The 26,655-nt window shown below is 60.9% G+C and carries 17 protein-coding genes and 1 other RNA gene; 10 read left to right on the forward strand and 8 right to left on the reverse strand.

Annotated features, from left to right (window positions below; translation table 11 throughout):
* Positions 1-106: 106 nt before the first annotated feature.
* Positions 107-1,297 carry a benzoate/H(+) symporter BenE family transporter gene (locus BLU76_RS13360; RefSeq protein ID WP_092223051.1) on the reverse strand — a complete coding sequence of 397 codons (1,191 nt, stop codon included), beginning with the start codon at positions 1,295-1,297 and terminating at the stop codon, positions 107-109.
* 375 nt (positions 1,298-1,672) lie between these two features.
* Between BLU76_RS13360 and BLU76_RS13365 the strand changes: the two genes are divergently transcribed.
* Positions 1,673-2,437 (forward strand): GntR family transcriptional regulator, encoded by a 765-nt coding sequence (locus tag BLU76_RS13365; RefSeq protein WP_003183531.1) that lies wholly within the window; start codon positions 1,673-1,675, stop codon positions 2,435-2,437.
* 126 nt (positions 2,438-2,563) lie between these two features.
* Here the strand turns inward: BLU76_RS13365 and guaD are convergent, their stop codons facing one another.
* The 4 genes from guaD to xdhA all read right to left on the reverse strand — a co-directional run bounded on the left by guaD (position 2,564) and on the right by xdhA (position 8,645).
* Positions 2,564-3,868, reverse strand: coding sequence for a guanine deaminase (gene guaD / locus BLU76_RS13370; protein WP_092223053.1), 1,305 nt, complete (start codon positions 3,866-3,868; stop codon positions 2,564-2,566).
* 19 nt (positions 3,869-3,887) lie between these two features.
* The gene (gene xdhC, locus BLU76_RS13375; RefSeq protein WP_092223055.1) at positions 3,888-4,730 is read right to left on the reverse strand and encodes a xanthine dehydrogenase accessory protein XdhC; all 843 of its coding nucleotides are present in this window, start codon (positions 4,728-4,730) and stop codon (positions 3,888-3,890) included.
* A 68-nt stretch (positions 4,731-4,798) separates the two neighbouring features.
* Positions 4,799-7,198, reverse strand: a complete 2,400-nt coding sequence (gene xdhB / locus BLU76_RS13380; protein ID WP_092223057.1) for a xanthine dehydrogenase molybdopterin binding subunit — start codon at positions 7,196-7,198, stop codon at positions 4,799-4,801.
* Positions 7,191-8,645: a xanthine dehydrogenase small subunit gene (gene xdhA, locus BLU76_RS13385; protein WP_092223059.1), complete on the reverse strand. Its 1,455-nt coding sequence runs from the start codon at positions 8,643-8,645 to the stop codon at positions 7,191-7,193. The genes xdhB and xdhA overlap by 8 nt, the downstream gene beginning before the upstream one ends.
* Positions 8,646-8,909: 264 nt before the next feature.
* Between xdhA and BLU76_RS13390 the strand changes: the two genes are divergently transcribed.
* The 7 genes from BLU76_RS13390 to ffs all read left to right on the forward strand — a co-directional run bounded on the left by BLU76_RS13390 (position 8,910) and on the right by ffs (position 19,729).
* Positions 8,910-9,569, forward strand: coding sequence for a GntR family transcriptional regulator (locus tag BLU76_RS13390; protein ID WP_063322225.1), 660 nt, complete (start codon positions 8,910-8,912; stop codon positions 9,567-9,569).
* Between the two features lie 2 nt (positions 9,570-9,571).
* Positions 9,572-13,060, forward strand: coding sequence for a chromosome segregation protein SMC (gene smc, locus BLU76_RS13395; RefSeq protein ID WP_092148460.1), 3,489 nt, complete (start codon positions 9,572-9,574; stop codon positions 13,058-13,060).
* Between the two features lie 258 nt (positions 13,061-13,318).
* A complete protein-coding gene (zipA, locus tag BLU76_RS13400) occupies positions 13,319-14,164 on the forward strand; it encodes a cell division protein ZipA (protein ID WP_092223061.1) in 846 nt (281 codons plus the stop codon).
* Between the two features lie 259 nt (positions 14,165-14,423).
* On the forward strand, positions 14,424-16,781 hold the full coding sequence (gene ligA / locus BLU76_RS13405) for an NAD-dependent DNA ligase LigA (protein WP_092223063.1): 2,358 nt from the start codon (positions 14,424-14,426) through the stop codon (positions 16,779-16,781).
* Between the two features lie 233 nt (positions 16,782-17,014).
* A complete protein-coding gene (locus tag BLU76_RS13410; RefSeq protein WP_092148454.1) occupies positions 17,015-18,175 on the forward strand; it encodes a zinc-binding metallopeptidase family protein in 1,161 nt (386 codons plus the stop codon).
* Between the two features lie 868 nt (positions 18,176-19,043).
* Positions 19,044-19,358 carry an IS110 family transposase gene (locus tag BLU76_RS13420; RefSeq protein ID WP_371914665.1) on the forward strand — a complete coding sequence of 105 codons (315 nt, stop codon included), beginning with the start codon at positions 19,044-19,046 and terminating at the stop codon, positions 19,356-19,358.
* A gap of 274 nt (positions 19,359-19,632) precedes the next feature.
* An RNA gene (gene ffs / locus BLU76_RS13425) (signal recognition particle sRNA small type) lies at positions 19,633-19,729 on the forward strand.
* A gap of 161 nt (positions 19,730-19,890) precedes the next feature.
* Here the strand turns inward: ffs and BLU76_RS13430 are convergent.
* Both BLU76_RS13430 and BLU76_RS13435 read right to left on the reverse strand, forming a co-directional pair.
* On the reverse strand, positions 19,891-20,739 hold the full coding sequence (locus BLU76_RS13430) for a hypothetical protein (RefSeq protein ID WP_139197676.1): 849 nt from the start codon (positions 20,737-20,739) through the stop codon (positions 19,891-19,893).
* Positions 20,740-21,264: 525 nt separating this feature from the next.
* Positions 21,265-21,579, reverse strand: a complete 315-nt coding sequence (locus BLU76_RS13435; protein WP_063322219.1) for a helix-turn-helix domain-containing protein — start codon at positions 21,577-21,579, stop codon at positions 21,265-21,267.
* A gap of 339 nt (positions 21,580-21,918) precedes the next feature.
* On the opposite strand from BLU76_RS13435, the gene BLU76_RS13440 reads away from it, so the two are divergent.
* Positions 21,919-23,667, forward strand: coding sequence for a putative bifunctional diguanylate cyclase/phosphodiesterase (locus BLU76_RS13440; protein WP_092148448.1), 1,749 nt, complete (start codon positions 21,919-21,921; stop codon positions 23,665-23,667).
* On the opposite strand, the gene BLU76_RS13445 is transcribed toward BLU76_RS13440, so the two are convergent.
* A complete protein-coding gene (locus BLU76_RS13445) occupies positions 23,613-24,383 on the reverse strand; it encodes a substrate-binding periplasmic protein (protein ID WP_092148445.1) in 771 nt (256 codons plus the stop codon). The two genes, BLU76_RS13440 and BLU76_RS13445, sit on opposite strands and share 55 nt — an antisense overlap.
* A gap of 143 nt (positions 24,384-24,526) precedes the next feature.
* Between BLU76_RS13445 and dnaX the strand changes: the two genes are divergently transcribed.
* Positions 24,527-26,602 (forward strand): DNA polymerase III subunit gamma/tau, encoded by a 2,076-nt coding sequence (dnaX, locus tag BLU76_RS13450; protein ID WP_092148442.1) that lies wholly within the window; start codon positions 24,527-24,529, stop codon positions 26,600-26,602.
* The last annotated feature ends 53 nt before the right edge of the window (positions 26,603-26,655 follow it).

A 26,655-nucleotide genomic window follows, 5' to 3' on the forward strand; every position in this document is an offset into this window, starting at 1 on the left:
TGATGTTCCGAAACCGGCTGCCCGTTTGGGGGCCGGTTTTTTTGTGCCTGTCTGTTGGGTATTGAGTGACCTTCAGGCCGCTATCGCGAGCAAGCTCGCGATGCTTTCAGGCGTTGCGCCAGTTCAGAATCACCAGGCTCAACACCCCCGCCACAATCCCCCAGAACGCCGAACCGATGGAGAACAGCGTCAGCCCCGACGCCGTGACCATGAAGGTGATCAACGCCGCTTCCCGCTCCTTCACTTCACTCATGGCGATGCTCAAGCCATTGATGATCGAGCCGAACAGCGCCAAGGCCGCGATGGACAGCACCAGCTCCTTGGGCAGCGCCGCGAACAACGCCGCCAGCGTGGCGCCAAACACCCCGGCAATCCCGTAGAAAATCCCACACCAGACCGCCGCCGTGTAGCGCTTGTTGCGATCTTCGTGGGCGTGGGGGCCGGTGCAGATCGCCGCGCTGATGGCCGCCAGGTTGATGCCGTGGGAGCCGAACGGCGCCAGCAGTAGCGAAGCGATGCCGGTGCTGGTGATCAGCGGCGAGGCCGGTACGTTGTAGCCGTCGGCCCGCAGCACGGCGATGCCGGGCATGTTCTGCGAGGTCATTGCCACCACGAACAACGGAATGCCGATGCTGATGGTGGCCGCCAGGGAAAAGTGCGGCGTGGTCCACACCGGTGTCGCGACTTCCAGGGCAAAGCCGCTGAAGTCCAGCAGCCCCAACAGGCCCGACAGCGCCGTACCGATCAACAATGCCGCCAGTACCGCATAGCGGGGCGACAGGCGCTTGACGATCAGGTAGGTGAAAAACATCCCCAGCACCAGGCCGGTGCGATGCTGGGTGGCGACAAAGATCTCGCTGCCGATCTTGAACAGGATCCCCGCCAGCAACGCCGCCGCCAGCGAGGCCGGGATGCGCTTGACCAGGCGCTCGAAACTGCCGGTCAGGCCACAGATCGTCACCAATACTGCACAGGTGATATAGGCGCCGATGGCCTCGCCATAACTCACGCCACCCAGACTGGTGATCAGCAGCGCTGCGCCGGGTGTCGACCAGGCGATGGTGATCGGTGTGCGATAGCGCAGCGATAGCCCGATGGAACACACCGCCATGCCGATGGAAATTGCCCAGATCCACGAAGAAATTTGTCCGCTGGTCAGCCCGGCTGCCTGCCCGGCCTGGAACATCAGCACCAGGGAACTGGTGTAGCCGGTCATCATCGCGATGAACCCGGCGACGATGGCCGAGGGTGAGGTGTCGGCGAATGGACGAAGTGGCGTGGTCGTGACTTCGGTCATGGTGGACGATGATCCTTATTATAAATTGGCAGAATCTGAAGCAGCCCGGTGGCGAAGGAGCTTGCTCCCGCTGGGTGGCGCAGCCGCCCCAAAACCAGCCGATGCGGTGGGTCAGGCCATACGGCGTCGGTCTGTTTGGGCGTGCTCCGCACGCCAGCGGGAGCAAGCTCCCTCGCCACAGGGTTTTGGTTTTAAGCCTAAACTCAACGCAGTAGCCGATTGCAATACAGCCATGCCCGCAAACAGCCGTACAGTCGTGTTGCCATCAGAGGTTGTGTACAATCGCCGTGTCATTTACGCGATACTTGCCAGCGACCCGCTGTGCCGTATTACAGTCACGGTCAATTCGCCGCCGTTTTCCCGACCCGAGTGCCCATGAACGAACAGTTGCAACCCCTCAAGAAACAACCGCGAGCCGGTAAAGCCGGCCGCAGCGGAACCCAGGACGATATTGTCTATGCGCATATCTTCGAGGCTATCCTCGAACAACGCCTGGCGCCCGGTACCAAGTTGAGCGAAGAGGCACTGGGGGAGATTTTCGGGGTCAGCCGCACGATCATTCGTCGGGCGCTGTCACGCCTGGCCCACGAAGGCGTGGTGTTGCTGCGGCCCAACCGCGGCGCCGTGGTGGCCAGCCCGAGTGTCGAAGAGGCTCGCCAGGTCTTCATGGCCCGGCGCCTGGTGGAAAGGGCGATCACCGAATTGGCGGTGCAGCATGCCACGGCTGAACAATTGGCTGAGCTGCGGCAGATGGTCAGCGACGAACGCGACAGTTTCTCCCGTGGCGACCGCGGCGCCGGCATCCGTTTGTCGGGCGAGTTCCACCTCAAGCTGGCCGAAGCGGCGAAGAACGCCCCGCTGATCAGCTTCCAGCGCAGCCTCGTGTCCCAGACATCGCTGATCATCGCCCAGTACGAAAGCGGCAACCGTTCCCACTGTTCCTATGACGAACACACTCAGTTGATCGACGCCATCGAGGCCCGCGATGCCACACTGGCCGTGGACCTGATGATGCATCACATGGACCACATCGACAGCAAGCTCAACCTCGACGAGGAAAGCGCGTCGGATGACTTGCATGCGGTGTTCTCGCATTTGTTGCAGAGCAAGAAGCCGGGGCGGTCGACCGCTAAGCTTTGAGGGGTTGAATCAGCCTGATCGTTCCCACGCTCTGGGAACGCAGCCCGGGACGCTGCGCGTCCCAAAAGCCGAACGCAGAGCGTCCGTTGAGGCATTCCCACGCAGAGCGTGGGAATGATCAAAAATCTAGCGCTGATGCACCAATTTACCGGCCGCATAAGTCTGTGCCACCGTCCGGTCATCCCCCAGCGTCATCAGCACGAACAACCGCTCGGCAATGTCCTTGGCCTGCTTGAGGCGATAGCCCAGCAGCGGCGTGGCGTTGTAGTCCAGCACCAGGAAGTCCGCATCGGAACCCGGCTGCAGCGTGCCGATCTTGTCCTCCAGGCGCAGGGCCCGGGCGCCGCCGAGGGTGGCCAGGTACAGTGACTTGAACGGGCTCAGCCGCGCACCCTGCAGCTGCATCACCTTGTAGGCTTCGTTGAGGGTTTGCAGCAGCGAAAAACTGGTGCCGCCGCCCACATCCGTGCCCAACCCCACGTTCACCTTGTGTTTTTCGGCCATCGGCAGGTTGAACAGGCCGCTGCCCAGGAAAAAGTTCGAGGTCGGGCAGAAGGCGATGGCCGAACCGGTCTCGGCCAGGCGAGCGCATTCGTCGTCGCACAGGTGCACGCCATGGGCGAACACCGAGCGTTCGCCGAGCAGTTGGTAGTGGTCGTAGACGTCCAGGTAACCCTTGCGCTCCGGGAACAGCTCTTTGACCCATTGCACTTCCTGCAGGTTTTCACTGATGTGGGTCTGCATGTACAAATCGGGATATTCCCCCAGCAACTGACCGGCCAGAGTCAATTGCTCCGCAGTGCTGGTGGGCGCGAAGCGTGGGGTCACCGCGTAGTGCAGGCGGCCCTTGCCGTGCCAGCGCTCGATCAGCGCCTTGCTCTCGGTGTAGCTGGATTCGGCTGTGTCGACCAGGTAGTCCGGGGCGTTGCGGTCCATCATCACTTTGCCGGCGATCATCCGCAGGTCGAGCTTCTGGGCCACTTCAAAAAACGAATTCACCGATTGCGGGTGCACGCTGCCGAACACCAGCGCGGTGGTGGTGCCGTTGCGCAGCAGTTCCTTGACGAAAATATCGGCCACGGCATCGGCGTGGGCCTTGTCGGCGAACTGGCTTTCGCAGGGGAAGGTGTAGGTGTTGAGCCAGTCCAGCAACTGTTCGCCGTAGGCGCCGACCATGCCGGTCTGCGGCAAGTGGATGTGGGTGTCGATCAAGCCGGGGGTGATCAGCGTATCCGGGTAATGAGTGACTTCGATGTCAGTTGCCAGGGTCGGCAGCAGGTCACGGGCGTGGCCGATGGCGCTGATCTGGCCGTTTTCCACCACCAGCAAACCGTCTTCGAAATATTCATAGGACGCCTCGATACCGACTTCGGCCGGGTCGGCGAGGCTGTGGAGCAGGGCGGCGCGGTAGGCTTTGCGTGTCAGGGGCATGGGAATTCTCAACGAGTGTTCAACGGTTCGCCTGGCTGCGGCGCGAGGCCGGCAGCAGCTTGGCGATCGGTTCGGCGCGGGCGGTGTGCTGGCCGAAATCCGCGTTATAGGTGGCGATGATTTCGCCGGCGATGGAGATGGCGATTTCCACAGGCAACTTGCCTTTGACTTCGCCGATGCCCATGGGGCAACGCATGCGTTGCAAGGCGGCGCTGTCGAAACCGCGATCACGCAGGCGATGCTCGAACTTGACCCGTTTGGTCTTCGAACCGATCAGGCCGAAGTAGGCAAAGTCGTTGCGCTTGAGGATCGCGGCGCTCAGTTCCAGGTCGAGCTGATGATTGTGGGTCATGACGATGCAGTAGCTGCCGGCGGGCAAGTCGTCGACTTCGTCCAGTGGCTCTTCGCTGACGATCTTGTGCACGCCATGGGGCAGGTGTTCGGGAAACTCCGCCTCCCGCGAATCGATCCAGCGCACCTTGCAGGGCAGGCTCGCCAGCAGCGGCACCAGGGCGCGGCCGACGTGGCCGGCGCCGAACACGGCGATTTGCGCCTGGACCTGGCCCATGGGTTCGAACAGCAACACGGTGACGCCGCCGCAGCACTGGCCCAGGCTCGCACCGAGGCTGAAGCGCTCCAGATGGGTGTTCTGCTGGCCGCTGGCGAGCATGTGCCGGGCGATTTCCATGGCCTTGTATTCCAGGTGCCCGCCACCGATGGTGTCGAACGTCTGGCTGGCGCTGATGACCATCTTCGAACCGGAGTTGCGTGGGGTGGAGCCGAGTTCTTCGATGATCGTCACCAGCACGCAGGGTTCGCCGCGGGTTTGCAGGTCGGCGAGGGCGCTGATCCAGTTGTACATATTCACCTCGACTGATCGTTCCCACGCTCTGCGTGGGAATGCATCTTTGGACGCTTCGCGTCCGCTCTTCAAAGCGGAGCCATCTCGGCTTCGGCTTGCGTAGGCTTCACGGCCTTCAACTGCCGCATCTGCTCACACCCCCACAACACTCGCTCCGGCGTTGCTGGGGCGTCGATGTTCGGTTGGTGCTGGTAATCCCCCAGGCTCGCCACGGCGTCCTTGATGGCGCACCACGCGGCGATGCCGAGCATGAACGGCGGCTCGCCCACGGCCTTGGAGTGGAACACCGTGTCTTCGGGGTTCTTGCGGTTTTCCACCAGCTTGACCCGCAGGTCCAGCGGCATGTCGGCCACGGCGGGGATCTTGTAGCTGGCCGGGCCATTGGTCATCAGCTTGCCTTTGTCGTTCCACACCAGCTCTTCCATGGTCAGCCAGCCCATGCCTTGGATGAAGCCGCCCTCGACCTGGCCGATGTCGATGGCCGGGTTCAGCGAGGCGCCGACGTCGTGGAGGATGTCGGTGCGCAGCATCTTGTACTCGCCGGTGAGGGTGTCGACGATCACTTCGGCGCAGGCCGCGCCAAAGGCGTAGTAGTAGAAGGGGCGGCCACGGGCCTGGCTGCGGTCGTAGTAGATTTTCGGGGTCTTGTAGAAGCCGGTGCTCGACAGCGAGACCTGGGCGAAATACGCCTGCTGTACCAGCGCCTCGAAGGTCAGGATGTGGTCGCGCACCCGCACATGGCCGTTGTGGAATTCCACGTCTTCTTCGCTGACCTTGTACTGCCGTGCAGCGAATTCCACCAGGCGCTGCTTGATGGTCTCGGCCGCATTCTGCGCCGCCTTGCCGTTCAGGTCGGCGCCGCTGGAGGCCGCGGTGGGCGAGGTGTTCGGCACCTTGTCGGTGTTGGTCGCGGTGATCTGCACGCGGTCCATTTCCACCTGGAACACCTCGGCCACCACCTGGGCGACCTTGGTGTTCAGGCCCTGGCCCATTTCGGTGCCGCCATGGTTCAAATGGATGCTGCCATCGGTGTAGACGTGGATCAAGGCGCCTGCCTGGTTGAGGAAACTGGCGGTGAACGAAATGCCGAATTTCACCGGGGTCAGCGCCAGGCCTTTTTTCAGGATCGGGCTATTGGCGTTGTAGCGGCGGATCGCCTCGCGGCGTTCGGCGTACTGGCTGCTTTCTTCAAGCTCGGCGGTCATTTCCTCGAGCATGTTGTGCTCGACGGTCTGGTAGTAGTGGGTGACGTTGCGCTCGGTCTTGCCGTAATAGTTGGCCTTGCGCACGGCCAGCGGATCCAAGCCCAGGTGCCGGGCGATGGCATCCATCACCTCTTCGATGGCGACCATGCCTTGCGGCCCACCGAAACCGCGGTAAGCGGTGTTCGAAGCGGTGTTGGTCTTGCAGCGGTGACCGTTGATGGTCGCATCGCCCAGGTAGTAGGCGTTGTCGGCATGGAACATCGCCCGGTCGACAATCGACGCCGACAGGTCTGGCGAGCAACCGCAGTTACCCGCCAGATCCAGGGCGATGCCGTGCAAGCGCCCGCGGCTGTCGAAGCCGACGTCGTATTCGATGTAGAAGGGATGGCGCTTGCCGGTCATCAGCATGTCTTCGACCCGGGGCAGGCGCATCTTGGTCGGCTGGCCAGTGAGGTGGGCGATGACGGCGCACAGGCACGCCGGGCTGGCGGCTTGGGTTTCCTTGCCGCCAAAGCCGCCGCCCATGCGGCGCATGTCCACCACGACCTTGTTCATCGACACGCCCAGCACTTCGGCCACCAGTTTCTGCACTTCGGTGGGGTTCTGGGTCGAGCAGTAGACGATCATGCCGCCGTCTTCGGTGGGCATTACCGAAGAAATCTGGGTTTCCAGGTAAAAGTGCTCCTGGCCGCCGATGTGCAGCGAACCCTGGATGCGATGCTCGGCGCTCGCCAGCGCCGTGGCCGAATCGCCACGTTGGTGGGTGTGGCTGTCGAGCACGAAATGCCGCTTGCGCAGGGCTTCGACCACGTCCAGCACCGGCTCCAGGTCTTCGTACTCGACGATGGCCGCCATCGCCGCTTTGCGCGCGGTGTCCAGGTCCTTGGCGGCGACGGCCAACACCGGTTGGCCGACGAACTGCACGTCATCGATGGCCAGCAGCGGGTCGCCGGGCAACAGTGGGCCGATGTCCTTCAGGCCGGGGATGTCTTGGTGGGTAATGGCGATGCGCACGCCTTCGAAGGCGTAACAGGGCGCGGTGTCGATGCGGACGATCCGGGCATGGGCGCGGTCCGACAGTCGGGCATAGACGTGCAACTGGTTCGGGAATTCCAGGCGGTCATCGATGTACTGGGCCTCGCCGGACACATGCTTGGCGGCGCTGTCGTGCTTGACGCTGCGGCCCACGCCAGTGGTCAGGTCGCGGGCGAACAGCTCGGCGAGTTCGGCTTGGGTCTTTTCTACGGTGTGATGGTTAGACATAAGCGGTCACCCGAGTCTCGATGTGCGGTGTTTGCAGTTCGATGAAGTACTTGCGCAACAGGTTGCGGGCGCTGAGCAGGCGGTATTCCTTGCTGGCGCGGAAATCCGACAGCGGTGTGAAGTCCTCGGCCAGGGCGGCGCAGGCGCGTTCGACGGTGCTGTCGGTCCACGGCGCACCGATCAGTGCCGCTTCGCAATGGGTGGCGCGCTTGGGTGTGGCGGCCATGCCGCCGAAGGCAATGCGGGCTTCGCGGACCACGCCGTTGTCGATGCGCAGGTTGAACGCCGCGCACACCGCGGAAATATCATCGTCCAGGCGCTTGGAGACCTTGTAGGCGCGGAACGCCTGCTCGGCACTGGCCCGGGGCACGATGATCTTCTCGATGAATTCGCTTTCCTGGCGCGCCGTGACGCGGTAGTCGATGAAATAGTCTTCCAGCGCCAGGGTCCGGCGGGTCTGGCCCTTGCACAGCACGATTTGCGCGCCGAGGGCGATCAGCAGCGGCGGCGAGTCGCCGATCGGCGAGGCGTTGCCGATGTTGCCGCCCAAGGTGCCTTGGTTGCGGATCTGCAGCGAGGCAAAGCGTTGCAGCAGTTCGCCGAAGTCCGGGTATTCGGCTTTCAGGGCTTCGTAGCAATCGGAGAGGGCGGTGGCGGCGCCGATCTCCAGGCGATCGTCGAAACGCTCGATGCGCTTGAGTTCGGCGACGTTGCCCACGTAGATCATCACCGGCAGGGTGCGGTGGAACTGAGTGACTTCCAGGGCCAGGTCCGTGCCGCCGGCCAGCAGGCGCGCCTGGGGATAAGCATCGTAGAGATCGGCCAGGTCGGCCACGGTCAGCGGCACCAGGCAGCGCTTGTCGCCGCTGTTGAGCTCGCCGGTCTCGGTCGGTGCGATGGCTTTGAGGCGGGCGATGGTCTCGGCCTCGCGGGCGTCGAACTGGTCCGGTTGCTTGCCGCAGCAGGCCTGCTCGGCGGCGGCCAGGATCGGCCGGTAGCCGGTGCAACGGCAGAGATTGCCGGCCAGGGCTTCGTGGGCTTTATGGGCGTCGGATTGTTCGCTGTTCTTTTGCAGGGCGAACAGCGACATGACGAAGCCTGGTGTGCAGAAGCCGCATTGCGAGCCGTGGCAATCGACCATCGCTTGTTGGACGCTGTGCAGCTGGCCCTGGTGCTTGAGGTCTTCGACGCTGATCAGTTGCTTGCCGTGCAGGGCCGAGACGAAAGTCAGGCACGAATTGAGGCTGCGGTAGCGCATGCGCTCACGGCCGGTTTCATCCATATGCAGTTCGCCCACCACCACGGTGCACGCGCCACAGTCGCCGCTGGCGCAGCCTTCTTTGGTACCGGACTTACCAACATGCTCGCGTAAATAGTTGAGCACGGTCAGGTTCGGGTCCAGGGCGTGCTCGCTACGGAGTTCCTGGTTGAGTAAAAACTGGATCACGGAAGGCCTCGCAGACTCATTATTGTTGTATCGACTTGGGCCGAATTTATCAGTTTTGACTTTTCGGTCAATGATTTTCTGACTTAAAGGTCAGGAAAATTCGTTTTGTCGATGAACAACGTGTAGGTTCAGTATTGACCCTTGGGTGACGCCCTGCTTTTTTGCTTGAATCGTGCCAAAAACCCGCTGCAGGCCCTGCGCCATGACGTATCGAGTGCGCTACACTGCGCCGCTTGTGCAAATCGAAGAGTTTGAAGGACAACCATGACGTTCAAGGCCCCGGACAGCCTCGCCGAGCAAATCGCCCACCATCTCGCCGAACGCATCATTCGCGGCGAAATGAAGCCGGGAGAGCGCATCCAGGAGCAGAAGGTCACGCTGGCGCTCAACGTCAGCCGCGGTTCGGTCCGCGAGGCCTTGCTGATCCTGGAGCGACGCCACTTGATCGCGATCCTGCCGCGCCGCGGCGCCCACGTCACCGAACTCACCGAGCACAAGGTGCGCAGCCTCTGCACGTTGATGAGCGAGCTGTACATCCTGCTGGGTTACGCCGTGGCCCATGGCTGGAAAGAGCAGGCCGACATGGCGCCGTTCGTGGCGATCCAGCAGCGTCTCAACGACGCCTACGCGCGCCAGGACATCCGTACCTTCGTCGATGAAAGCTTCAGCGTGATGCGCGCCGCCTATCCCTTTGCCAACAACCCGTACTTGCAGGAAACCGTCGAGAACCTGCAACCGGCCATGAGCCGTGCCTATTTCCTGGCCCTGGACCAGCGCAAGGCGGAAATGAGCGAGTTCCTCGACCTGTTCCAGCGCCTGCTCGCCGCTGTGCTGGCCCGTGATCTGCCGCAGATTCGCCTCGTGCTGACGGCCTACGCCCAGCGCAGTTGCGATCTGGTGGTCTCTGCCCTGACGAAGGCCTGAACGTGCGGCTCAAGTGCATCAAATTGGCGGGGTTCAAATCCTTCGTCGACCCGACTACGGTGAACTTCCCCAGTAACATGGCGGCAGTGGTCGGGCCCAATGGTTGCGGCAAGTCGAACATTATCGATGCCGTGCGTTGGGTGATGGGCGAGAGCTCGGCCAAGAACCTGCGCGGCGAGTCGATGACCGACGTCATCTTCAACGGCTCCACCAGCCGAAAGCCGGTGAGCCAGGCCAGCATCGAGCTGGTGTTCGATAACTCCGACGGCACCCTGGTGGGTGAATACGCCGCGTATGCGGAAATCTCCATTCGTCGCAAAGTGACCCGCGACAGCCAGAACAGCTACTTCCTCAACGGCACCAAGTGCCGACGCCGCGACATCACCGATATTTTCCTCGGCACCGGCCTGGGCCCGCGCAGCTACTCGATCATCGAACAGGGCATGATCTCCAAGCTGATCGAGGCCAAGCCTGAAGATCTGCGCAACTTCATTGAAGAAGCCGCCGGTATTTCCAAATACAAGGAACGGCGGCGCGAAACCGAAAACCGCATTCGTCGCACCCACGAAAACCTCGCGCGCCTGACCGACCTGCGCGAAGAACTCGAGCGCCAGCTGGAACGTCTGCACCGTCAGGCCGAGGCCGCGAAGAAGTACCAGGAATACAAGGGCGAGGAGCGCCAGCTCAAGGCCCAACTTTCGGCCCTGCGCTGGCAGGCGTTGAACGAGCAGGTCGGTCAGCGTGAGGCGATCATCGGCAACCAGGAAGTCAGTTTCGAGGCCCTGGTGGCCGAGCAACGCAACGCCGACGCCGCCATCGAACGCCTGCGTGACGGTCACCACGACCTGTCGGAGCGCTTCAATCTGGTGCAGGGGCGCTTCTATTCCGTGGGGGGCGACATCGCCCGGGTCGAGCAGAGCATCCAGCACGGTCAGCAACGGCTGCGGCAGTTGCAGGATGACTTGAAGGAAGCCGAGCGGGCGCGCCTGGAAACCGAATCCCACCTGGGCCACGACCGCACGCTGCTATTGACCCTTGGCGAAGAGCTGGACCGGCTCACGCCAGAGCAGGAAATCACCAGCGCCGCCGCCGAAGAAGCCGCCGCAGCCCTGGAAGAAGCCGAGCTGACCATGCACGGCTGGCAAGAGCAGTGGGACAGCTTCAACCTGACCTCGGCCGAGCCACGGCGCCAGGCTGAAGTCCAGCAGTCGCGCATCCAGCAGTTGGAAACCAGCATGGAGCGCCTCGCCGAACGGCAGCGCCGCCTGGCCGAAGAGCGTGCCTTGCTCGCGGCAGACCCGGAAGACGCGGCGATTTTGGACCTGAGCGAGCAACTGGCGACCAGCGAAGCCACTCTCGAAGATTTGCAGGCCAGCGAAGACGCCCAAGTCGAACGGCTTGAGCAACTGCGCCAGGCCTTGCAACTGGCCTTGCAGAACCAGCAACAGGCCCAGGGCGAATTGCAGCGGCTCAATGGGCGTTTGGCTTCGCTGGAAGCCTTGCAGCAAGCCGCGCTGGACCCAGGCACCGGCACCGCCGAGTGGCTGCGCGACCAGCATCTGGCCGAGCGTCCGCGACTGGCCGAGGGCCTGAAGGTCGATGCCGGTTGGGAGCTGGCGGTGGAAACCGTGCTGGGTGCCGACCTGCAAGCGGTGCTGGTGGATGACTTCGACGGCTTCGACCTGTCGGGTTTCACCCAGGGCGATCTGCGCCTGCTCAGCCCGGCTGGCGACGGCGTACGAATCCCCGGCAGCTTGCTGGACAAGGTCGAGGCCCAGGTCGACCTGTCGCCCTGGCTGGGGCAGGTCAAACCGGTGGACAGCCTTGAACAGGCCTTGGCCCTGCGCGGGCAGTTGGCGGCCGGCGAAAGCCTGATCAGCCGTGACGGGTATTGGGTTGGCCGGCATTTCCTGCGGGTGCGCCGGGCCAGTGAAGCCGAGAGCGGCATGCTCGCCCGGGGCCAGGAAATCCAGCGCCTGGGCGCCGAACGGGAAGAGCGCGAAGCCAGCGTCGAAGCCCTGGAAACCGAATTGCAAAACCTGCGGGCGCAACAGCGTCAGCAGGAGAACGGTCGCGAACACCTGCGGCGGCTGTTGCAGGATGAGGCGCGCCAGCAAGGCGAGCTCAAGGCGCAGTTGTCGGCCGGCAAGGCCAAGGTCGAACAGCTGGCGTTGCGTCGCACCCGCCTGGAAGAAGAAATCGCCGAACTGGGCGAGCAGCGGGCGCTGGAGCACGAACAGATCGGCGAGGCGCGCTTGCAACTGCAAGAAGCCCTCGACGCCATGGCACTGGACACCGAGCAGCGCGAACTGCTGCTGGCCCAGCGTGACAGTCTGCGCGAGCGCCTGGATCGGGTGCGCCAGGAAGCACGCCAGCACAAGGATCATGCTCATCAGTTGGCGGTGCGCCTGGGCTCGCTCAAGGCCCAGCACGATTCCACGCGCCAGGCCTTGGAACGGCTGGAAATGCAGTCCGAACGCCTGACCGAAAAACGCGAGCAGTTGAGCCTCAATCTGGAGGAGGGCGAAGCGCCGCTGGAAGAGCTGCGTCTCAAGCTCGAAGAGTTGCTCGACAAGCGCATGAGCGTCGACGAAGAACTCAAGACGGCGCAGATCGCCCTGGAGGACGCCGACCGTGAACTGCGCGACGCCGAAAAGCGTCGCAGCCAGGCCGAGCAGCAATCGCAACTGATCCGCGGCCAAATGGAACAGCAGCGCATGGAGTGGCAAGCCCTGACGGTGCGGCGCAAAGCCTTGCAGGACCAGTTGCTGGAAGACGGCTACGACCTCGATGGTGTGCTCGCCACCCTGGTGGCCGGGGCGAACGAGAAGGACGCCGAGGAGGAGTTGGAACGCATTGCCCAGCGCATCCAGCGCCTGGGGGCAATCAACCTGGCGGCCATCGACGAGTACCAGCAGCAGTCCGAGCGCAAGCGTTACCTGGACGCCCAGAACGACGATCTGGTGGAAGCGCTGGAGACCCTGGAAAACGTCATTCGCAAGATCGACAAGGAAACCCGCAACCGCTTCAAGGATACCTTTGATCAGATCAACGGTGGTTTGCAGGCCCTTTTCCCAAAAGTTTTCGGTGGCGGCAGCGCTTACTTGGAACTGACGGGCGAAGATTTACTCGATACAGGGGTGACAATCATGGCGCGTCCTCCTGGCAAGAAGAACAGCACCATCCATTTGCTCTCCGGTGGCGAAAAGGCGCTGACCGCGCTGGCCCTGGTTTTTGCCATCTTCAAATTGAACCCGGCGCCGTTCTGCATGCTCGACGAGGTCGACGCACCACTGGACGACGCCAACGTAGGCCGTTACGCACGGCTGGTGAAGGAGATGTCTGAAACGGTGCAGTTCATCTACATCACCCACAACAAAATCGCCATGGAAATGGCCGATCAGTTGATGGGCGTGACCATGCATGAGCCGGGCTGTTCGCGGCTGGTGGCGGTGGATGTGGAGGAGGCCATGGCCATGGTGGATGCCTGAACAACCGGTTGTAGGGCTTCTACTTGGAACGCTGTAGGTATTTTTTACCCTTGGGCCTGTTGTTCAAATCACAGATTGGGCACAAGCCTGTGCGACAGACGGTGTAAAGTTATCTTTGGTCGTGCTAGTTTAATGTCAATTTTTCGTATGCGTGGGCAAAAGGCCATTCAGAACATAGAGTTGGCGCCACGTTTTAAAGCGGTTTGCAAATAGCTAAGCCCCTTATTTTTCAGCATTTTTATAGAGGCACGGGATTACATGGAAATCGGTCTGCGCGAGTGGCTGATCGTCATCGGCATCATTGTCATTGCCGGTATTCTTTTCGACGGCTGGCGTCGCATGCGCGGCGGCAAGGGGAAGCTGAAGTTTCGCCTGGACCGCAGCTTGTCGAACCTGCCGGATGAGGATGACAACGCCGAGCTGCTGGGCCCGCCCCGGGTGCTGGACACCCACAAGGAGCCGCAGCTGGACGAACACGACTTGCCGTCGATGAGCGCGCCTGTCCGTGAGCCACGGGAATCGGGCTCCAAGCGCGGCAAGCGCAACAGCGAGCCATCCCAGGGTGATTTGAACCTGAACCTCGACCTGGATGGTGGTCCGAGCTTCAGCAGTCGCGACAGCGACTTCCCGGACGAGAACAAAACCTCGAGCGCCGACAAGGACCAGGCCCAGGCTGAAGAAGTGTTGGTGATCAGCGTGATCTGCCGCGATCCGGCCGGTTTCAAGGGCCCGGCGTTGCTGCAGAACATTCTGGAAAGCGGCCTGCGTTTCGGCGAGATGGACATTTTCCACCGTCACGAGAGCATGGCCGGCAACGGCGAGGTGCTGTTCTCCATGGCCAACGCCGTCAAGCCCGGGGTGTTCGACCTGGACGACATCGATCATTTCAGCACGCCAGCGGTGAGTTTCTTCCTCGGCCTGCCGGGCCCACGTCATCCCAAGCAAGCCTTCGACGTGATGGTGGCTGCGGCGCGCAAGCTGTCCCAGGAGCTCAATGGCGAACTCAAGGATGACCAGCGCAGCGTGCTGACCGCCCAGACCATCGAGCACTACCGCCAGCGCATCGTCGAATTCGAGCGTCGTGCGTTGACCCAGAAACGCTGAAATCGGCAAAGCCTTTGTGGCGCAGGGGCTTTTTGTGGCGAGGGGATTTATCCCCGCTGGGCTGCAAAGCAGCCCTGAAACCTGACGCCCTAGCCTGATCAGGCTAATTGAATTGATGACTTTTGGGGCTGCTTCGCAGCCCAGCGGGGATAAATCCCCTCGCCACAGGTTCTGTATTGGTAGGTTCAGGTTCGAACTGCCAACGATTTTAAAAGATTGAGCAGCCTAGGCTGCTCTTTTGCTTTATGAGAGAACACCCATGAACGCCGTCGAAACCCGCATCCAACAGCTGCGTACCGAGTTGGATCAGCACAACTATCGTTACCATGTCCTCGACGAGCCGAGCATCCCCGATGCCGAATACGACCGTCTGTTTCACGAACTCAAGGCCCTGGAAGAGCAGCACCCGGAGCTGGTGACCAGCGATTCCCCGACCCAGCGCGTCGGCAGCATGGCGCTGTCGGCGTTCAGCCAGGTGCGTCACGAGATCCCGATGCTCAGCCTGGGCAACGCCTTCGACGAAACCACCATGCGCGAGTTCGACCGGCGGGTGACTGAAGGCCTCGACCTGCCCATGGGCGATTTGCTGGGCGGTGGCGCGGCGGTTGAATACAGCTGCGAGCCGAAGCTCGATGGCTTGGCGGTCAGCCTGTTGTATCAGGACGGCCTGCTGGTGCGCGGAGCCACGCGCGGTGATGGCACCACGGGCGAGGACATCAGCGTCAATGTGCGTACCGTGCGCAACATCCCCCTTAAGTTGCAGGGCAGTGGCTGGCCGCCACTGCTGGAAGTGCGCGGCGAGGTGTACATGTCCAAGGCCGGTTTCGAGCGCCTCAACGCTACGCAACTGGAAGCGGGTGGCAAGACCTTCGCCAACCCGCGCAACGCGGCGGCGGGGAGCCTGCGCCAGTTGGATTCCAAGATCACCGCCAACCGCCCGCTGGAATTCTGCTGCTACGGTATCGGCCAGGTGACCACGGACATTGCCGATACCCACATCGGCAATCTCAAGCAACTCAAGGCCTGGGGCCTGCCCATCAGCCGTGAATTGAAGCTGGCCCATGGTATTGACGAATGCCTGGATTACTACCGCGACATCGGCGAGCGGCGCAACGCGTTGCCTTATGAAATCGACGGGGTGGTGTTCAAGGTCAACAGTATCGCCTCCCAACGCGAACTGGGTTTCCGCGCCCGGGAACCACGCTGGGCCATCGCTCATAAATTCCCGGCCTCTGAAGAGCTCACCGAGTTGCTGGACGTTGAGTTTCAGGTCGGTCGCACTGGCGCCGTGACGCCCGTGGCGCGCCTCAAGCCGGTCAAGGTCGCTGGCGTGACCGTGGCCAACGCCACGTTGCACAACATGGACGAAGTGGCGCGTCTGGGCCTGATGATCGGCGACACGGTGATCATCCGCCGCGCCGGGGATGTGATTCCGCAAGTGGTGCAGGTGATCACCGAACGTCGGCCGGAGCATGCTCGTCCGGTCGCGATCCCACAGCAGTGCCCGGTGTGCGGCTCCCATGTCGAGCGCACGCAACTGATCAAGCGCAGCAAGGGCCGTGAAACTATCAGCGAAGGCGCGGTGTATCGCTGCGTCGGTCGCCTGGCCTGTGGCGCGCAGCTCAAGCAGGCGATCATTCACTTCGTCTCGCGCCGGGCCATGGACATCGAAGGTCTGGGCGAGAAGAGTGTCGAGCAACTGGTGGACGAGGGCCTGGTGGGTTCGCCCGCCGACCTGTATGCCCTGACCTTCGAGCAGGTGGTCGACCTGGAGGGTTTCGCCGAACTGTCGAGCAAGAACCTGCTGGCGGCCATTGTCGACAGCAAAAAACCGAGCCTGGCGCGTTTTATCTACGCCCTCGGCATCCCGGACGTGGGCGAGGAAACCGCCAAGGTCCTGGCTCGCTCTCTTGGTTCGCTGGAGCGCGTACAAGCGGCTTTGCCCCAGGTGCTCACCTACTTGCCCGACGTCGGCCTGGAAGTGGCCCACGAGATCCACAGCTTCTTCGAAGACCCACACAACCGCCAGGTGATCAAGGACCTGCTGTGCCACGGTCTCGAGATTCAGGACCAAGGCGAGTTGGGCGCCGAGTTCTCCGCCAGCACAACCCTGGGCGGCTTTCTCGACAAACTGGACATCCCCTCGGTCGGGCCGGGCGGGGCGCAGAAACTGGCAGACAAGTTCGGTTCACTCGAAGCGGTGATGAATGCCGACTGGCTTGACATGCGCCAGGCGTTGCCGGAAAAGCAGGCCAACGCCGTGCGCGAGTTCTTCGCCAATGCCAGCAACCGTCAGCAGGCCGAGGCAGCGGAACGACAGTTGCGCGACTTCGGCATGCATTGGCAGAGCGAAAAGAAGGTCGTCGAAGGCTTGCCCGAGGCGGGGCATACCTGGGTGCTGACCGGTTCGCTGGAGTTGATGAGTCGCGACGTCGCCAAGGACAAGCTGGAGAGCCTGGGGGCGAAGGTCGCCGGTTCGGTGTCGGCGAAAACCCACTGCGTGGTGGCGGGGCCGGGCGCCGGGTCGAAATTGACCAAGGCCAATGAGCTGGGGCTCAAGGTGCTGGATGAAGAGGCGTTCGTGGCTTTCTTGAGCAAGCATGGCATCACGGTTTAATCGTGAGGGCGCCGCTGTGGCGAGGCAGCTTGCTCCCGCTCGGCGGCGCAGCCGTCGTAAAACCTCCTGACGCGGTCCGTCTGGGAAGGTTGCGTCGTTCCGATTGGGGCGGCTGCGCCACCCAGCGGGAGCATGCTCCCTCGCCACGGTTTATCGGGCACTATGACGCAACGCGTGGGAACGATCATGGATACAGGGTGATCTAGTCTTGCAGGCCCCAGGGAGAGATCGCCATGCACCGCTTCTTCGAACAACTGAGCTCACGCATCGCCGCGCCGTTCCTGGGCGATCGGTCACGTAACAGCAAGGTCTGGCCGTGCCGCTGTGGCCAGTCGTTGTTTTTTCGCAATAGCCAATGCCTGGCCTGCCTGGCGGCGCTGGGTTATCAACCTGAGCAGAGTCGCCTGACGTCCTTGCAACCTGGCGAGCAAGCCGGGACCTGGACGCTGGACGTTGATCCCCAAGCCGGGCTGTTTCGCCGTTGCGCCAACCTCGACACTGCGGCGGCCTGTAATTGGCTGCTGCCGGACAATGGGCACGACACCCTGTGCGTCGCCTGTAGCCTGAACCGCACCATTCCCGACCTGTCGATCCCGGAAAACCCAGAACGCTGGCGCAAGGTCGAGACCGCCAAGCGTCGACTGGTCGCGCAACTGATTACTCTCGGCTTGCCGGTCATCCCGAAAACCGTCGACGAAAACATCGGCTTGGCGTTTGATTTCATCGGTGTCGACCCCGACGGCACGCCACCCACCACCGGTCACGCCAGCGGGCTGATCACCCTCGACATCAAGGAAGCTGACGATGCCCATCGCGAATACGTGCGCCAGCAGATGCGCGAGCCGTATCGCACCTTGCTCGGGCATTTCCGGCATGAGGTGGGGCACTACTACTGGGACCGACTGGTCGCCAACAGCCACTGGCTCGGGGCTTTTCGCGAGCTGTTCGGCGATGAGCGCGCCAGCTACGCCGACGCCCTGGAGCAGCACTACCAGCAAGGCGCGCCGCTGGACTGGCAAACCCGCTACGTCAGCGCCTATGCCACCATGCACCCGTGGGAGGACTGGGCGGAAACCTGGGCCCATTACCTGCACATGATGGACGCGGTGGACACCGCCCTGGGGTTCGGTATGAGCGCCCGGGAAATGGATTTCGACTACCAGCCGTTCCCGCCCGAAACCCTATACGATTCCGGGCACGCTGGCGGTGCGGCCTTCCTCTCGTTCGTCAACGCCTGGATCGAACTGGCCGGCATGCTCAACGAACTGTCCCGCAGCATGGGCCAGCCGGATTTCTACCCATTCGTCGTACCGGCCGCGGTGATTACCAAGCTGCACTTCATCCATCTGGTGATCCAGGAGGAGGGTGGTCGGGCGGATGGGGTACTGTTGTAGTTTGCTCACGCAGGAAGTTTTGCTCGCCAGATACAGAGTCGACTCTCGATAAGAGCCTGGGCGAAGTTAAAGTGATGCCATTTGTTTTGACAGTGGTTTTATATTCTAGCTTTCCTTTACCCTAAGGCTGCCATGGATGATGGCTATATTTATTATGGAAAATTTTATGAAACACGATCAGATGGATAAGGCGACGACCATTCCCAATGCGCCCCGGAGGCTATCCCAGGCCGGACAAAGCACTTACACCATTATATTGGCCTGGCAAATCTCGGATAACGTCTGCCCCGACCAGATTGCCGCTCATACGTTCAGAGTGACTGCCGTGTCTACTGGACAGGGGCAGTTTGTCCCCGCCACCACTGTCCGGCCGGACCATCGTGGTTGGTACCGCCATGAAATAGGCGTCAGTGGTGGCTCCAGGCCGGTGTACTTCAATGTTCAAGTTCGGGCCCAGGCGCTTAATGGCGAGTATGGACCATTCTGCCCAGTAGTAGTTTGTAATACTTCGTCGTGATTAATTGCTGTTCAAGCATAACGATCTCTGAGTGTTCAATCCTGTCGCCGAAAGATCAATTTTCGCCGCTCTTGTTGCTAGGATCTAACGTCGACAATGATTCGGGGTTAGTTAAAAGTGTTGGGTGTAGGCGTTCATGTTGCGTGTGCCGGCGCTTTCGCGGGCAAGCCCGCTTGTATGGTAGGACTTGAAGGGAGGAGGAGGGACAAAGTCCGCTTCTGACTGTTAGCGCAGTACAGGCCGTGGGAGATTTCACCCCTCCTCCGTTCACCCAAGGGAGATCGGCTTGAGACGATTCCCAACAAATCGGCGGTCAAGAAATGGCTCAAGGCCTGGTTCGCGCCAGTGGGAGTGGCCATCGAAGCCTGCAATATCTATCACCAGAAGTTCGCCGATCTGGCTCATGCGGGCGGCTGTGTGATCCATATGGTCGGTGGTTATGAGCTCAGCCATTACCGCAAGGGCGTGAACGTACGGGCCAAAACTGATGCGCTGGATGCTCGACTGCTGGCCCGCTACTTGAAAACGAAGGGCGTGACCTGCACTCCTGAACCGCGCCGACTTATAAGTCTTCTTCGGCGCCGGGCGCCTTGGTTCAGGCTCGTGTCAGCCTCAAGCAAAGCTGTGCTAACGAGCTGTTGCGAATATCTGCCGAAAGGCATTTAAGGGCTATGCATGCACCATAGAGTCTCCCACAGTTGTTTTTGGATGGCCTCGGGATTTGCATCACCACAGATCCCCTGTGGGAGCTTGCTCGCGAAAGCGCTGAGCCAGCTTGCATTCATGTCCAATGTGCCAACGTCATCGCTAGCAAGCGATGCGCCCACAGCAAGTACTTGAACATCTTCAGTTTTTTTATCCGCCGCGAACGCTTGTAACTTCTCGTCAGATAGGTACAATGGCCCGGCTCGCCGTCAGGCGGGCGTCGTTATGGTGACCCCATCGGTCCCCCCGCAACGATTACCCGTGAACCTGGTCAGATCCGGAAGGAAGCAGCCACAGCGGGAACATTGTGTGCCGGGGTGTGGCTGGTGGGGTTGCCTCCATAACACCCAGGCCTTCGTTCGTAAGGTCTATGAGATGCCTTTCGGTCAGTCTGAAGCGGGGTGATCCTTTTCGCTTTGAAATTTGCCGGGATAGCGCAGCTTATTGCTGGTTAAAACGCCCCGTGCTTTGGTGAGGTGTTTCACTCCCGAAGTTATAGTGCAAATACAATCATCGATTCTCTTAGTTCACAAACTCTAACTGTTTTCGACAGTACCGATATTTTAACGGTTCCGTCGGTGGTGTTATGGTTGAATTCTATTTTAGCTACACTCTCCGAAAATCCATCATCTATATTCAAGATTGATATTCCGTCAGGGTAAAGCTTGTCCTTGTTGTCGGTAAGGGCATAGCTTCCTCCCGAAGATGCATAGCCCTGGAGGATGCGGCTCTCTACTTTTACTAATTTCTCATTAATCACTTGATGGATGGAGCTAGCTTGGTTTTCTCCTGCGGAGAAATACAGGCTGGTATTTGTTGTAAATGAAAAATATGTCGTGTTCGGAACTATGACGGATTCTTTTCCATTGCTGAAAATGGAACCCTGTTCCTCGCCAACGGCTATAAGGTGTTGGATGCCATTTTCTTCATGAAACTGGTTTTTGTTGTTATGAGATGACCGGCTTTGCTCGCCAACGATAAGATCCACGGATGCGAGGATGTCCCAGGCAAAGTTTGTCGTGACCGATCCCTGTGAGTTCATTGATGTATAAGTAACTTGGTCTCCAAATTTTTTTATTTCGAATATGGCCCCTGTTTCCGGGTCACTCATTTTCAGAGTGATTGAGTCAGGGATGTAGGCGACTATTAAGCCATAATGGTTGGGGCGTATATCTGTTGTTGTAGGGAAAAGGAATGGCTCGATTTGCCAGGTTTCAACCAGTCTCCATTCTGGATTTGTAAGGTCAGTCCGGGTATACAAGCTCTTTGACAATAAAAGCGCCTTCGAAGATCTGATTGTCATAGGCGTTTTATTTGATGCGGTCACTGATTTGGTTTTCATTTGATTATCCAGCAAATATGGCCTGAGTTGGTGCGGCGCTGCAAGAAGTTAGCGGTTTCTTGTCCTGTGATTGTTTTTTTTTGCCATATTTGTTGTCTACTGTCAGAACTGACAGTCCGGACGAGCGGTGGTTTTAAGTTCTTCGCGATTTGCAGGGAGAGTCGTTTTATATAAAAGGAACTCACTGTTCGGTAGCCACGGGCTTATTCTGCGTGAGCCGGTTATTGATTCCTTCCAATTGGTCGGTGTGCATCGGCTACCAAGCTCTACTCACCATCCCTTCCCGGCATCGGCGGGCCCCGTATCCCGTGCAACGCTGGGGTAAGGCATGCTTTGGGATTTCCCCGAGGAGAGAATCTGCCCTGGCGGTTTCCATGCCATCGATAACAAAAGCGTCAACGTGTTTGCCAGCAGTTTGACCAGTACTTGTTCCAGGCTGAGCGCATTGTCACGCCGCAGGTACCCGCCGTCGAACAGAAGCAGCACGGGCGGCAGGTATACTGGCTTCTCTTTTTCATGACTTCATCAAGGCTTGGACAAGGCCTGGTCAACCGCGGCGATCAGCTTTCCCAGATCCTTCGGCGTGGCTCTGTGTATGACACCGAACAGATAGGCCCGCTGTTCGTCCTCATCGCCCATGTCGGCAAAAAAGGCTTTCAGTTGTACATCCAGCACATTGGCAAGCAGGAACAAGGCTTCGACGCTGGGGGTGTAGGTGCCGGTTTCGAAGCGGCTGATGGTTTTGGGGTCAAAACCGGTTTTTTCGCCAAGTTCAGCCTGAGTAAGCCCCGCTACTTTGCGGTAGCGTCTGATGGCTGGACCCAAACTTGAAATTTGCATCGCTTAATTCCCATTTAGAATCAAGAACTTAACGATAGATTTTCGCATTAGACAACCGCGTGATCCATCACCTTGCTTTGCAAAGTGTGATGTGTTTCGTAGAATCGGCCTTTGGCACGGGTATTTGGCGACCTGCTTCAGAAGCCGGGGGCGTGTGCAGAGACCGGGCCTTGCGTTTCTTGCCGCGATACTTGGCAAGGGCTGAAGCTCTCCCTTAGTACCGCCAGGGCCCGCGCTCCAGCTTCTCTCAAAGTGTTTGAGCCTAGTTGATTTTCGCCTGTCTTGAAGGCGGTGCAACCGCGCGCGACAAATGAGCCTGACTCATGGATGACTGCTTCGATGGATAAGAAGTACCGCAGAGCCGTTGACGCCGCCGCGATTTTTTCCGAAACCGATCTGAGCGGGCGCATTACCTACGTCAACGATCAATTTTGCAGCCTTTTTGGTTACCGGCGCGATGAGTTGCTGGGTGTGAACCATCGCCTGCTCAATTCCGGCCAGCACCCTGACGAATTCTTCGGCGCCATGTGGCGCACCATTGCCCTGGGCCAGGTCTGGAAAGGGGAAATCTGTAACCGGGCCAAGGACGGTACGCTGCACTGGGTCGACACCACCCTGGTGCCAGTGATCGATGACGATACAGGACAAGTCGAACGCTACCTGGCGATTCGCTTCGATGTCAGCGAAAAGCGTCGCCTGCTGCATTCGCTGCAATGGCGGGTTGGTCACGATGTGCTGACCGGGTTGCCCAATCGCACTTATCTGTCCGATCTGCTGGACCAGGCCCTGGAGTTTTCTCGTGCGGAAAACTTGCCCCTGGCGGTGTGCATGCTCGACCTCGATGGCTTCAAGGCGGTCAATGACGGCTACGGCCACGCCAGTGGCGATCGGCTGCTGGTGGAGGTCGCCAGGCGCCTGCGCAGTATCGTGCGGGGCGAGGATGTGGTGGCGCGGCTGGGTGGGGACGAGTTCGTGCTGGTGCTGCGCCATGTGCGTGGGATGGATGAGTTGCACGCCGCGTTGAGCCGGGTGTTGATCGCTGTTTCCATGCCGTATGGCATTGACGGGAAGGGCATCAAGGTCTTCGCCAGCATTGGCGTCACATTGTTTCCTTGGGATAACGAAGACGCCGAGACCTTGTTGCGTCATGCCGACCAGGCGATGTACGTGGCCAAGCAAAGCGGTCGCAATCGTTTCCATTTGTTCGATGTGTCCCGGGACAAGGAAGTGCGAGCCACTTACCAGACCGTCGAGCGGGTCCGCCAGGCGCTGGCCGGCAATGAGTTGCGGCTGCATTTCCAGCCCAAGGTCAACATGCGCCACGGCACCGTGGTCGGCCTGGAGGCGCTGCTGCGCTGGAAGCATCCGCAACGTGGCCTGGTGCCGCCTCGGGAGTTCCTGCCGCTGGTGGAAGAGACCGACCTGATCGTCGAGATCGGCGAGTGGGTCATGGAGCAGGTATTGACCCAGTTGCAGCAATGGCTGCAAGCGGGGCAGGGCTGGCCGGTGAGCATCAATATCTCGGCGCGGCATTTCCAGCGAGCGGATTTTGTCGAGCGGCTGCGACAGGTGTTGGAGCGGCATCCGGCGGTACCGCCATGCCTGTTGGATCTGCAGATTGTCGAATCGGTCGCGGTGGAGAACCTTGCCCACGTCAGCGCTTGCCTCCAGGCCTGCCATGCCTTGGGCGTGGGGTTTTCGCTGGGTGGGTTCGGCACGGGCTACTGCTCGCTCAATGATCTCAAGCACCTGCGCACGCAAGCCATCAAGATCGACAAGACCTTTGTCCGCGACATCCTCCATGACCGCGACGACCTGGCACTGACCAAAGCGGTGATCGGCCTGGCTCGGGCGTTTGGCCGTGAGGTGGTCGCCGAAGGGCTGGACAGCCTTGAGCACGGCCAACTGCTGTTGAGCCTGGGCTGTGAGGTGGCACAAGGTTATTTCATCGCACGGCCCATGCCGCCCGAACGGATACCCGGCTGGGTGCAGGGCTTCATCCCGCCGTCGCAATGGCAGCAGCGGCCAGGCGATCAGGGGGAGGGTGCCTCTCTCCTGGCCTGCGATGCATCACTGCGGCCAGTGTAAAGCTGGATGATCGCGTCGATTTCCCCGGACGTCTTCATGTTCAGCAAGGTTCTCAGGATGCGTTGCGCTGGAATGTCCGGATCGTTGCGCACGTAACAGCTCAACTGCTGTTCCTGAAGCACAGCCACGGCACGGAGTTGTCGATCCGCCGGATGGCGTTGATTGAACCAGTCCAGTGCCCATTGGTTGCTGACCGCATAGCTATAGCGGCCTGCCAGCAGTTTCGCCAGCACTTGCTCCTGGCTGCGAGCATCGTCTCGGCGCAGTTGGCCGCTGTTGAACAAGGGTTGCAAGGTCGGGTAGGTATAGCTGAGCACTGTGCCTATGGCCTGGTGCGCCAGCGTTGCCGGTGTTACTGCCGCAGGTGCGTTTGCCGTGGCAACGAGCAGGTCGCGTTGGAAAAACAATGGGATGCTCCACAGATAATCGCCGCCATCACTCACCCATTCAGGGCTGACATAGCAACGTACGTCGATCTCGCCGTGTTTCATGGCGCTGTCCAGCCGGGCGCGGGACAGGACGTGGAATTGCGCTGGCAGTCCCATCTGGGTCGCCAGGCTGGTCATTACATCGGGAAGGATGCCCTGGGTCGGGCGACCCCGTTCGATCTGCACCATGGGCATCGCCCAGCCGTCGGTAACGGCAAAACGCAAAGGTACTTCATCAGCAAGACAACCTGTCCCCAACAACAGCAAAGCCCCCATGGCTGAGCGCATAAACTCTCCTGACTGTGCAAAACCGCGTCGACAACCTAGTCCCTGATCCCATCTTAGTCAGATTAGACGAGCACACCGGATGCAATTTCGCCCCTGCTCCGCTAGCATTAGCCGCTTATGTTCCTTCGTTGCGACGGTTTTCGATGAGTTATCAGGTTCTTGCACGTAAATGGCGTCCGCGCTCGTTCCGCGAAATGGTCGGCCAGACCCATGTGCTCAAGGCTCTGATCAATGCCTTGGACAGCCAGCGGCTGCACCATGCCTACCTGTTCACGGGTACCCGTGGCGTGGGCAAGACCACCATCGCACGGATCATCGCCAAGTGCCTGAACTGTGAAACCGGCATCACCTCCACGCCTTGCGGCGAGTGCTCGGTCTGCCGGGAAATCGACGAGGGCCGTTTCGTCGACCTGATCGAGATCGACGCCGCCAGCCGCACCAAGGTCGAAGACACCCGCGAGCTGCTCGACAACGTGCAGTACGCGCCGAGCCGTGGGCGCTTCAAGGTCTACCTGATCGACGAAGTGCACATGCTCTCCAGCCATTCCTTCAATGCGCTGCTCAAGACCCTTGAGGAGCCGCCGCCCTACGTCAAGTTCATCCTGGCGACCACCGACCCGCAGAAACTTCCTGCAACGATTTTGTCGCGGTGCCTGCAGTTCTCCCTCAAGAACATGACGCCGGAACGGGTCGTCGAGCACCTGACCCACGTACTGGGCGTCGAGAACGTGCCCTTCGAGGACGATGCGCTGTGGCTGCTGGGGCGCGCCGCCGATGGTTCGATGCGCGACGCCATGAGCCTGACCGACCAGGCCATCGCTTTCGGTGAAGGCAAGGTCATGGCCGCCGATGTCCGGGCCATGCTCGGCACCCTCGACCACGGCCAGGTCTATGACGTTTTGCATGCGCTGATCGAAGGCGATGCCAAGGCGCTGCTCGAGGCGGTGCGTCACCTGGCCGAGCAGGGGCCGGACTGGAATGGCGTACTCTCGGAAATCCTCAACGTGCTGCACCGCGTCGCCATTGCCCAGGCCCTGCCCGAAGGCGTCGACAACGGCCATGGCGATCGTGATCGCGTTCTGGCCCTGGCCCAGGCGCTGCCGGCCGAAGACGTGCAGTTCTATTACCAGATGGGCCTGATCGGCCGTCGCGACCTGCCCCTGGCCCCCGATCCGCGCGGCGGCTTCGAAATGGTCCTGCTGCGGATGCTGGCGTTCCGGCCAGCCGACACAGCGGATGCCCCGAGGCAAGCGCTAAAGCCAGTGGGGATCAGCCAGGCCACAGCTGATTCCGCCAAGCCAGTGGCTGCCGCGCCCGTCGTTGCGCCGGCAGTGGCTTCGGCTCCGGTAGCGTCGGCACCTGTGGCACCAGCGACCCCGACACCCGTTGTCGCGGCCCCTGAGCCAGAACCTGAACCGATCGTCGAGGCGCTGCCCGAACCGGTCGCCGAAGCCGTTGTCGATCTGCCCTGGAACGATCCGATCGAGCCCGAGGTTGTCCAGCAACCTGCCGTGGAACCGGTCCTGGAGACCATCGCCGAGCAGCCCGAGTTGCCGCCGATGCCTTTGCCGACGCCCGACAGCGTGGTGCCCGATGCGCCTGAGTGGGTCGCCGCGCCGGTGCCCGAACCGACAGTGGCCGACGTCGATGTCGCCACGCCAGGCATCGATCAGGATGACGAACCGCCGCTGGACGAGGATTACATCGAGCCAGACCTGGATTCGGCCTACAGCTACCTGGACGACCTGGCCAGCGAGCACGCCGCTGAGCCGGCCCCGGAGCCCGAGCCGGAACCCGCGGCGATGCCAGCCACCGGGCTGGCCCTGCAATGGCTGGAGCTGTTCCCTAAGCTGCCGATCAGCGGCATGACCGGCAGCATCGCCGCCAACTGCACGCTGATGGCCGTGGAGGGCGACCACTGGCTGCTGCACCTGGACCCGGCCCACAGCGCGCTGTTCAACGCGACCCAGCAGCGCCGCCTCAACGATGCGCTGAACCAGTACCACCAGCGCACCCTGACGCTGACCATCGAGCTGATCAAGCCCGAGCAGGAGACCCCGGCCCAGGCCGCGTCCCGGCGCCGTGCCGACCGTCAGCGCGAAGCCGAGGAGTCGATCCACGGTGATCCATTCATCCAGCAGATGATGCAACAGTTCGGCGCCGTGGTCCGTCACGATACTATCGAACCTGTCGAGGCCCCGGTCACCCAGGGCTCATAACTGAAGGCACCGGGCCGAACGGGCCGGGTGCGTTGTTTATCCAAGTACTTTCG

This window comes from Pseudomonas sp. NFACC08-1, assembly GCF_900106735.1.
GTDB classification, from domain to species: Bacteria; Pseudomonadota; Gammaproteobacteria; order Pseudomonadales; family Pseudomonadaceae; genus Aquipseudomonas; species Aquipseudomonas fluorescens_Q.

Excerpts from the sequence above, each read along its gene's own strand:
- BLU76_RS13360 (WP_092223051.1), bottom strand. The coding sequence starts at position 1,297 with ATGACCGAAGTCACGACCACGCCACTTCGTCCATTCGCCGACACCTCA.
- BLU76_RS13365 (WP_003183531.1), top strand. The coding sequence starts at position 1,673 with ATGAACGAACAGTTGCAACCCCTCAAGAAACAACCGCGAGCCGGTAAA.
- guaD (WP_092223053.1), bottom strand. The coding sequence starts at position 3,868 with ATGCCCCTGACACGCAAAGCCTACCGCGCCGCCCTGCTCCACAGCCTC.
- xdhC (WP_092223055.1), bottom strand. The coding sequence starts at position 4,730 with ATGTACAACTGGATCAGCGCCCTCGCCGACCTGCAAACCCGCGGCGAA.
- xdhB (WP_092223057.1), bottom strand. The coding sequence starts at position 7,198 with ATGTCTAACCATCACACCGTAGAAAAGACCCAAGCCGAACTCGCCGAG.
- BLU76_RS13390 (WP_063322225.1), top strand. The coding sequence starts at position 8,910 with ATGACGTTCAAGGCCCCGGACAGCCTCGCCGAGCAAATCGCCCACCAT.
- zipA (WP_092223061.1), top strand. The coding sequence starts at position 13,319 with ATGGAAATCGGTCTGCGCGAGTGGCTGATCGTCATCGGCATCATTGTC.
- ligA (WP_092223063.1), top strand. The coding sequence starts at position 14,424 with ATGAACGCCGTCGAAACCCGCATCCAACAGCTGCGTACCGAGTTGGAT.
- BLU76_RS13410 (WP_092148454.1), top strand. The coding sequence starts at position 17,015 with ATGCACCGCTTCTTCGAACAACTGAGCTCACGCATCGCCGCGCCGTTC.
- BLU76_RS13430 (WP_139197676.1), bottom strand. The coding sequence starts at position 20,739 with ATGAAAACCAAATCAGTGACCGCATCAAATAAAACGCCTATGACAATC.
- BLU76_RS13435 (WP_063322219.1), bottom strand. The coding sequence starts at position 21,579 with ATGCAAATTTCAAGTTTGGGTCCAGCCATCAGACGCTACCGCAAAGTA.
- BLU76_RS13440 (WP_092148448.1), top strand. The coding sequence starts at position 21,919 with ATGGATAAGAAGTACCGCAGAGCCGTTGACGCCGCCGCGATTTTTTCC.
- BLU76_RS13445 (WP_092148445.1), bottom strand. The coding sequence starts at position 24,383 with ATGCGCTCAGCCATGGGGGCTTTGCTGTTGTTGGGGACAGGTTGTCTT.
- dnaX (WP_092148442.1), top strand. The coding sequence starts at position 24,527 with ATGAGTTATCAGGTTCTTGCACGTAAATGGCGTCCGCGCTCGTTCCGC.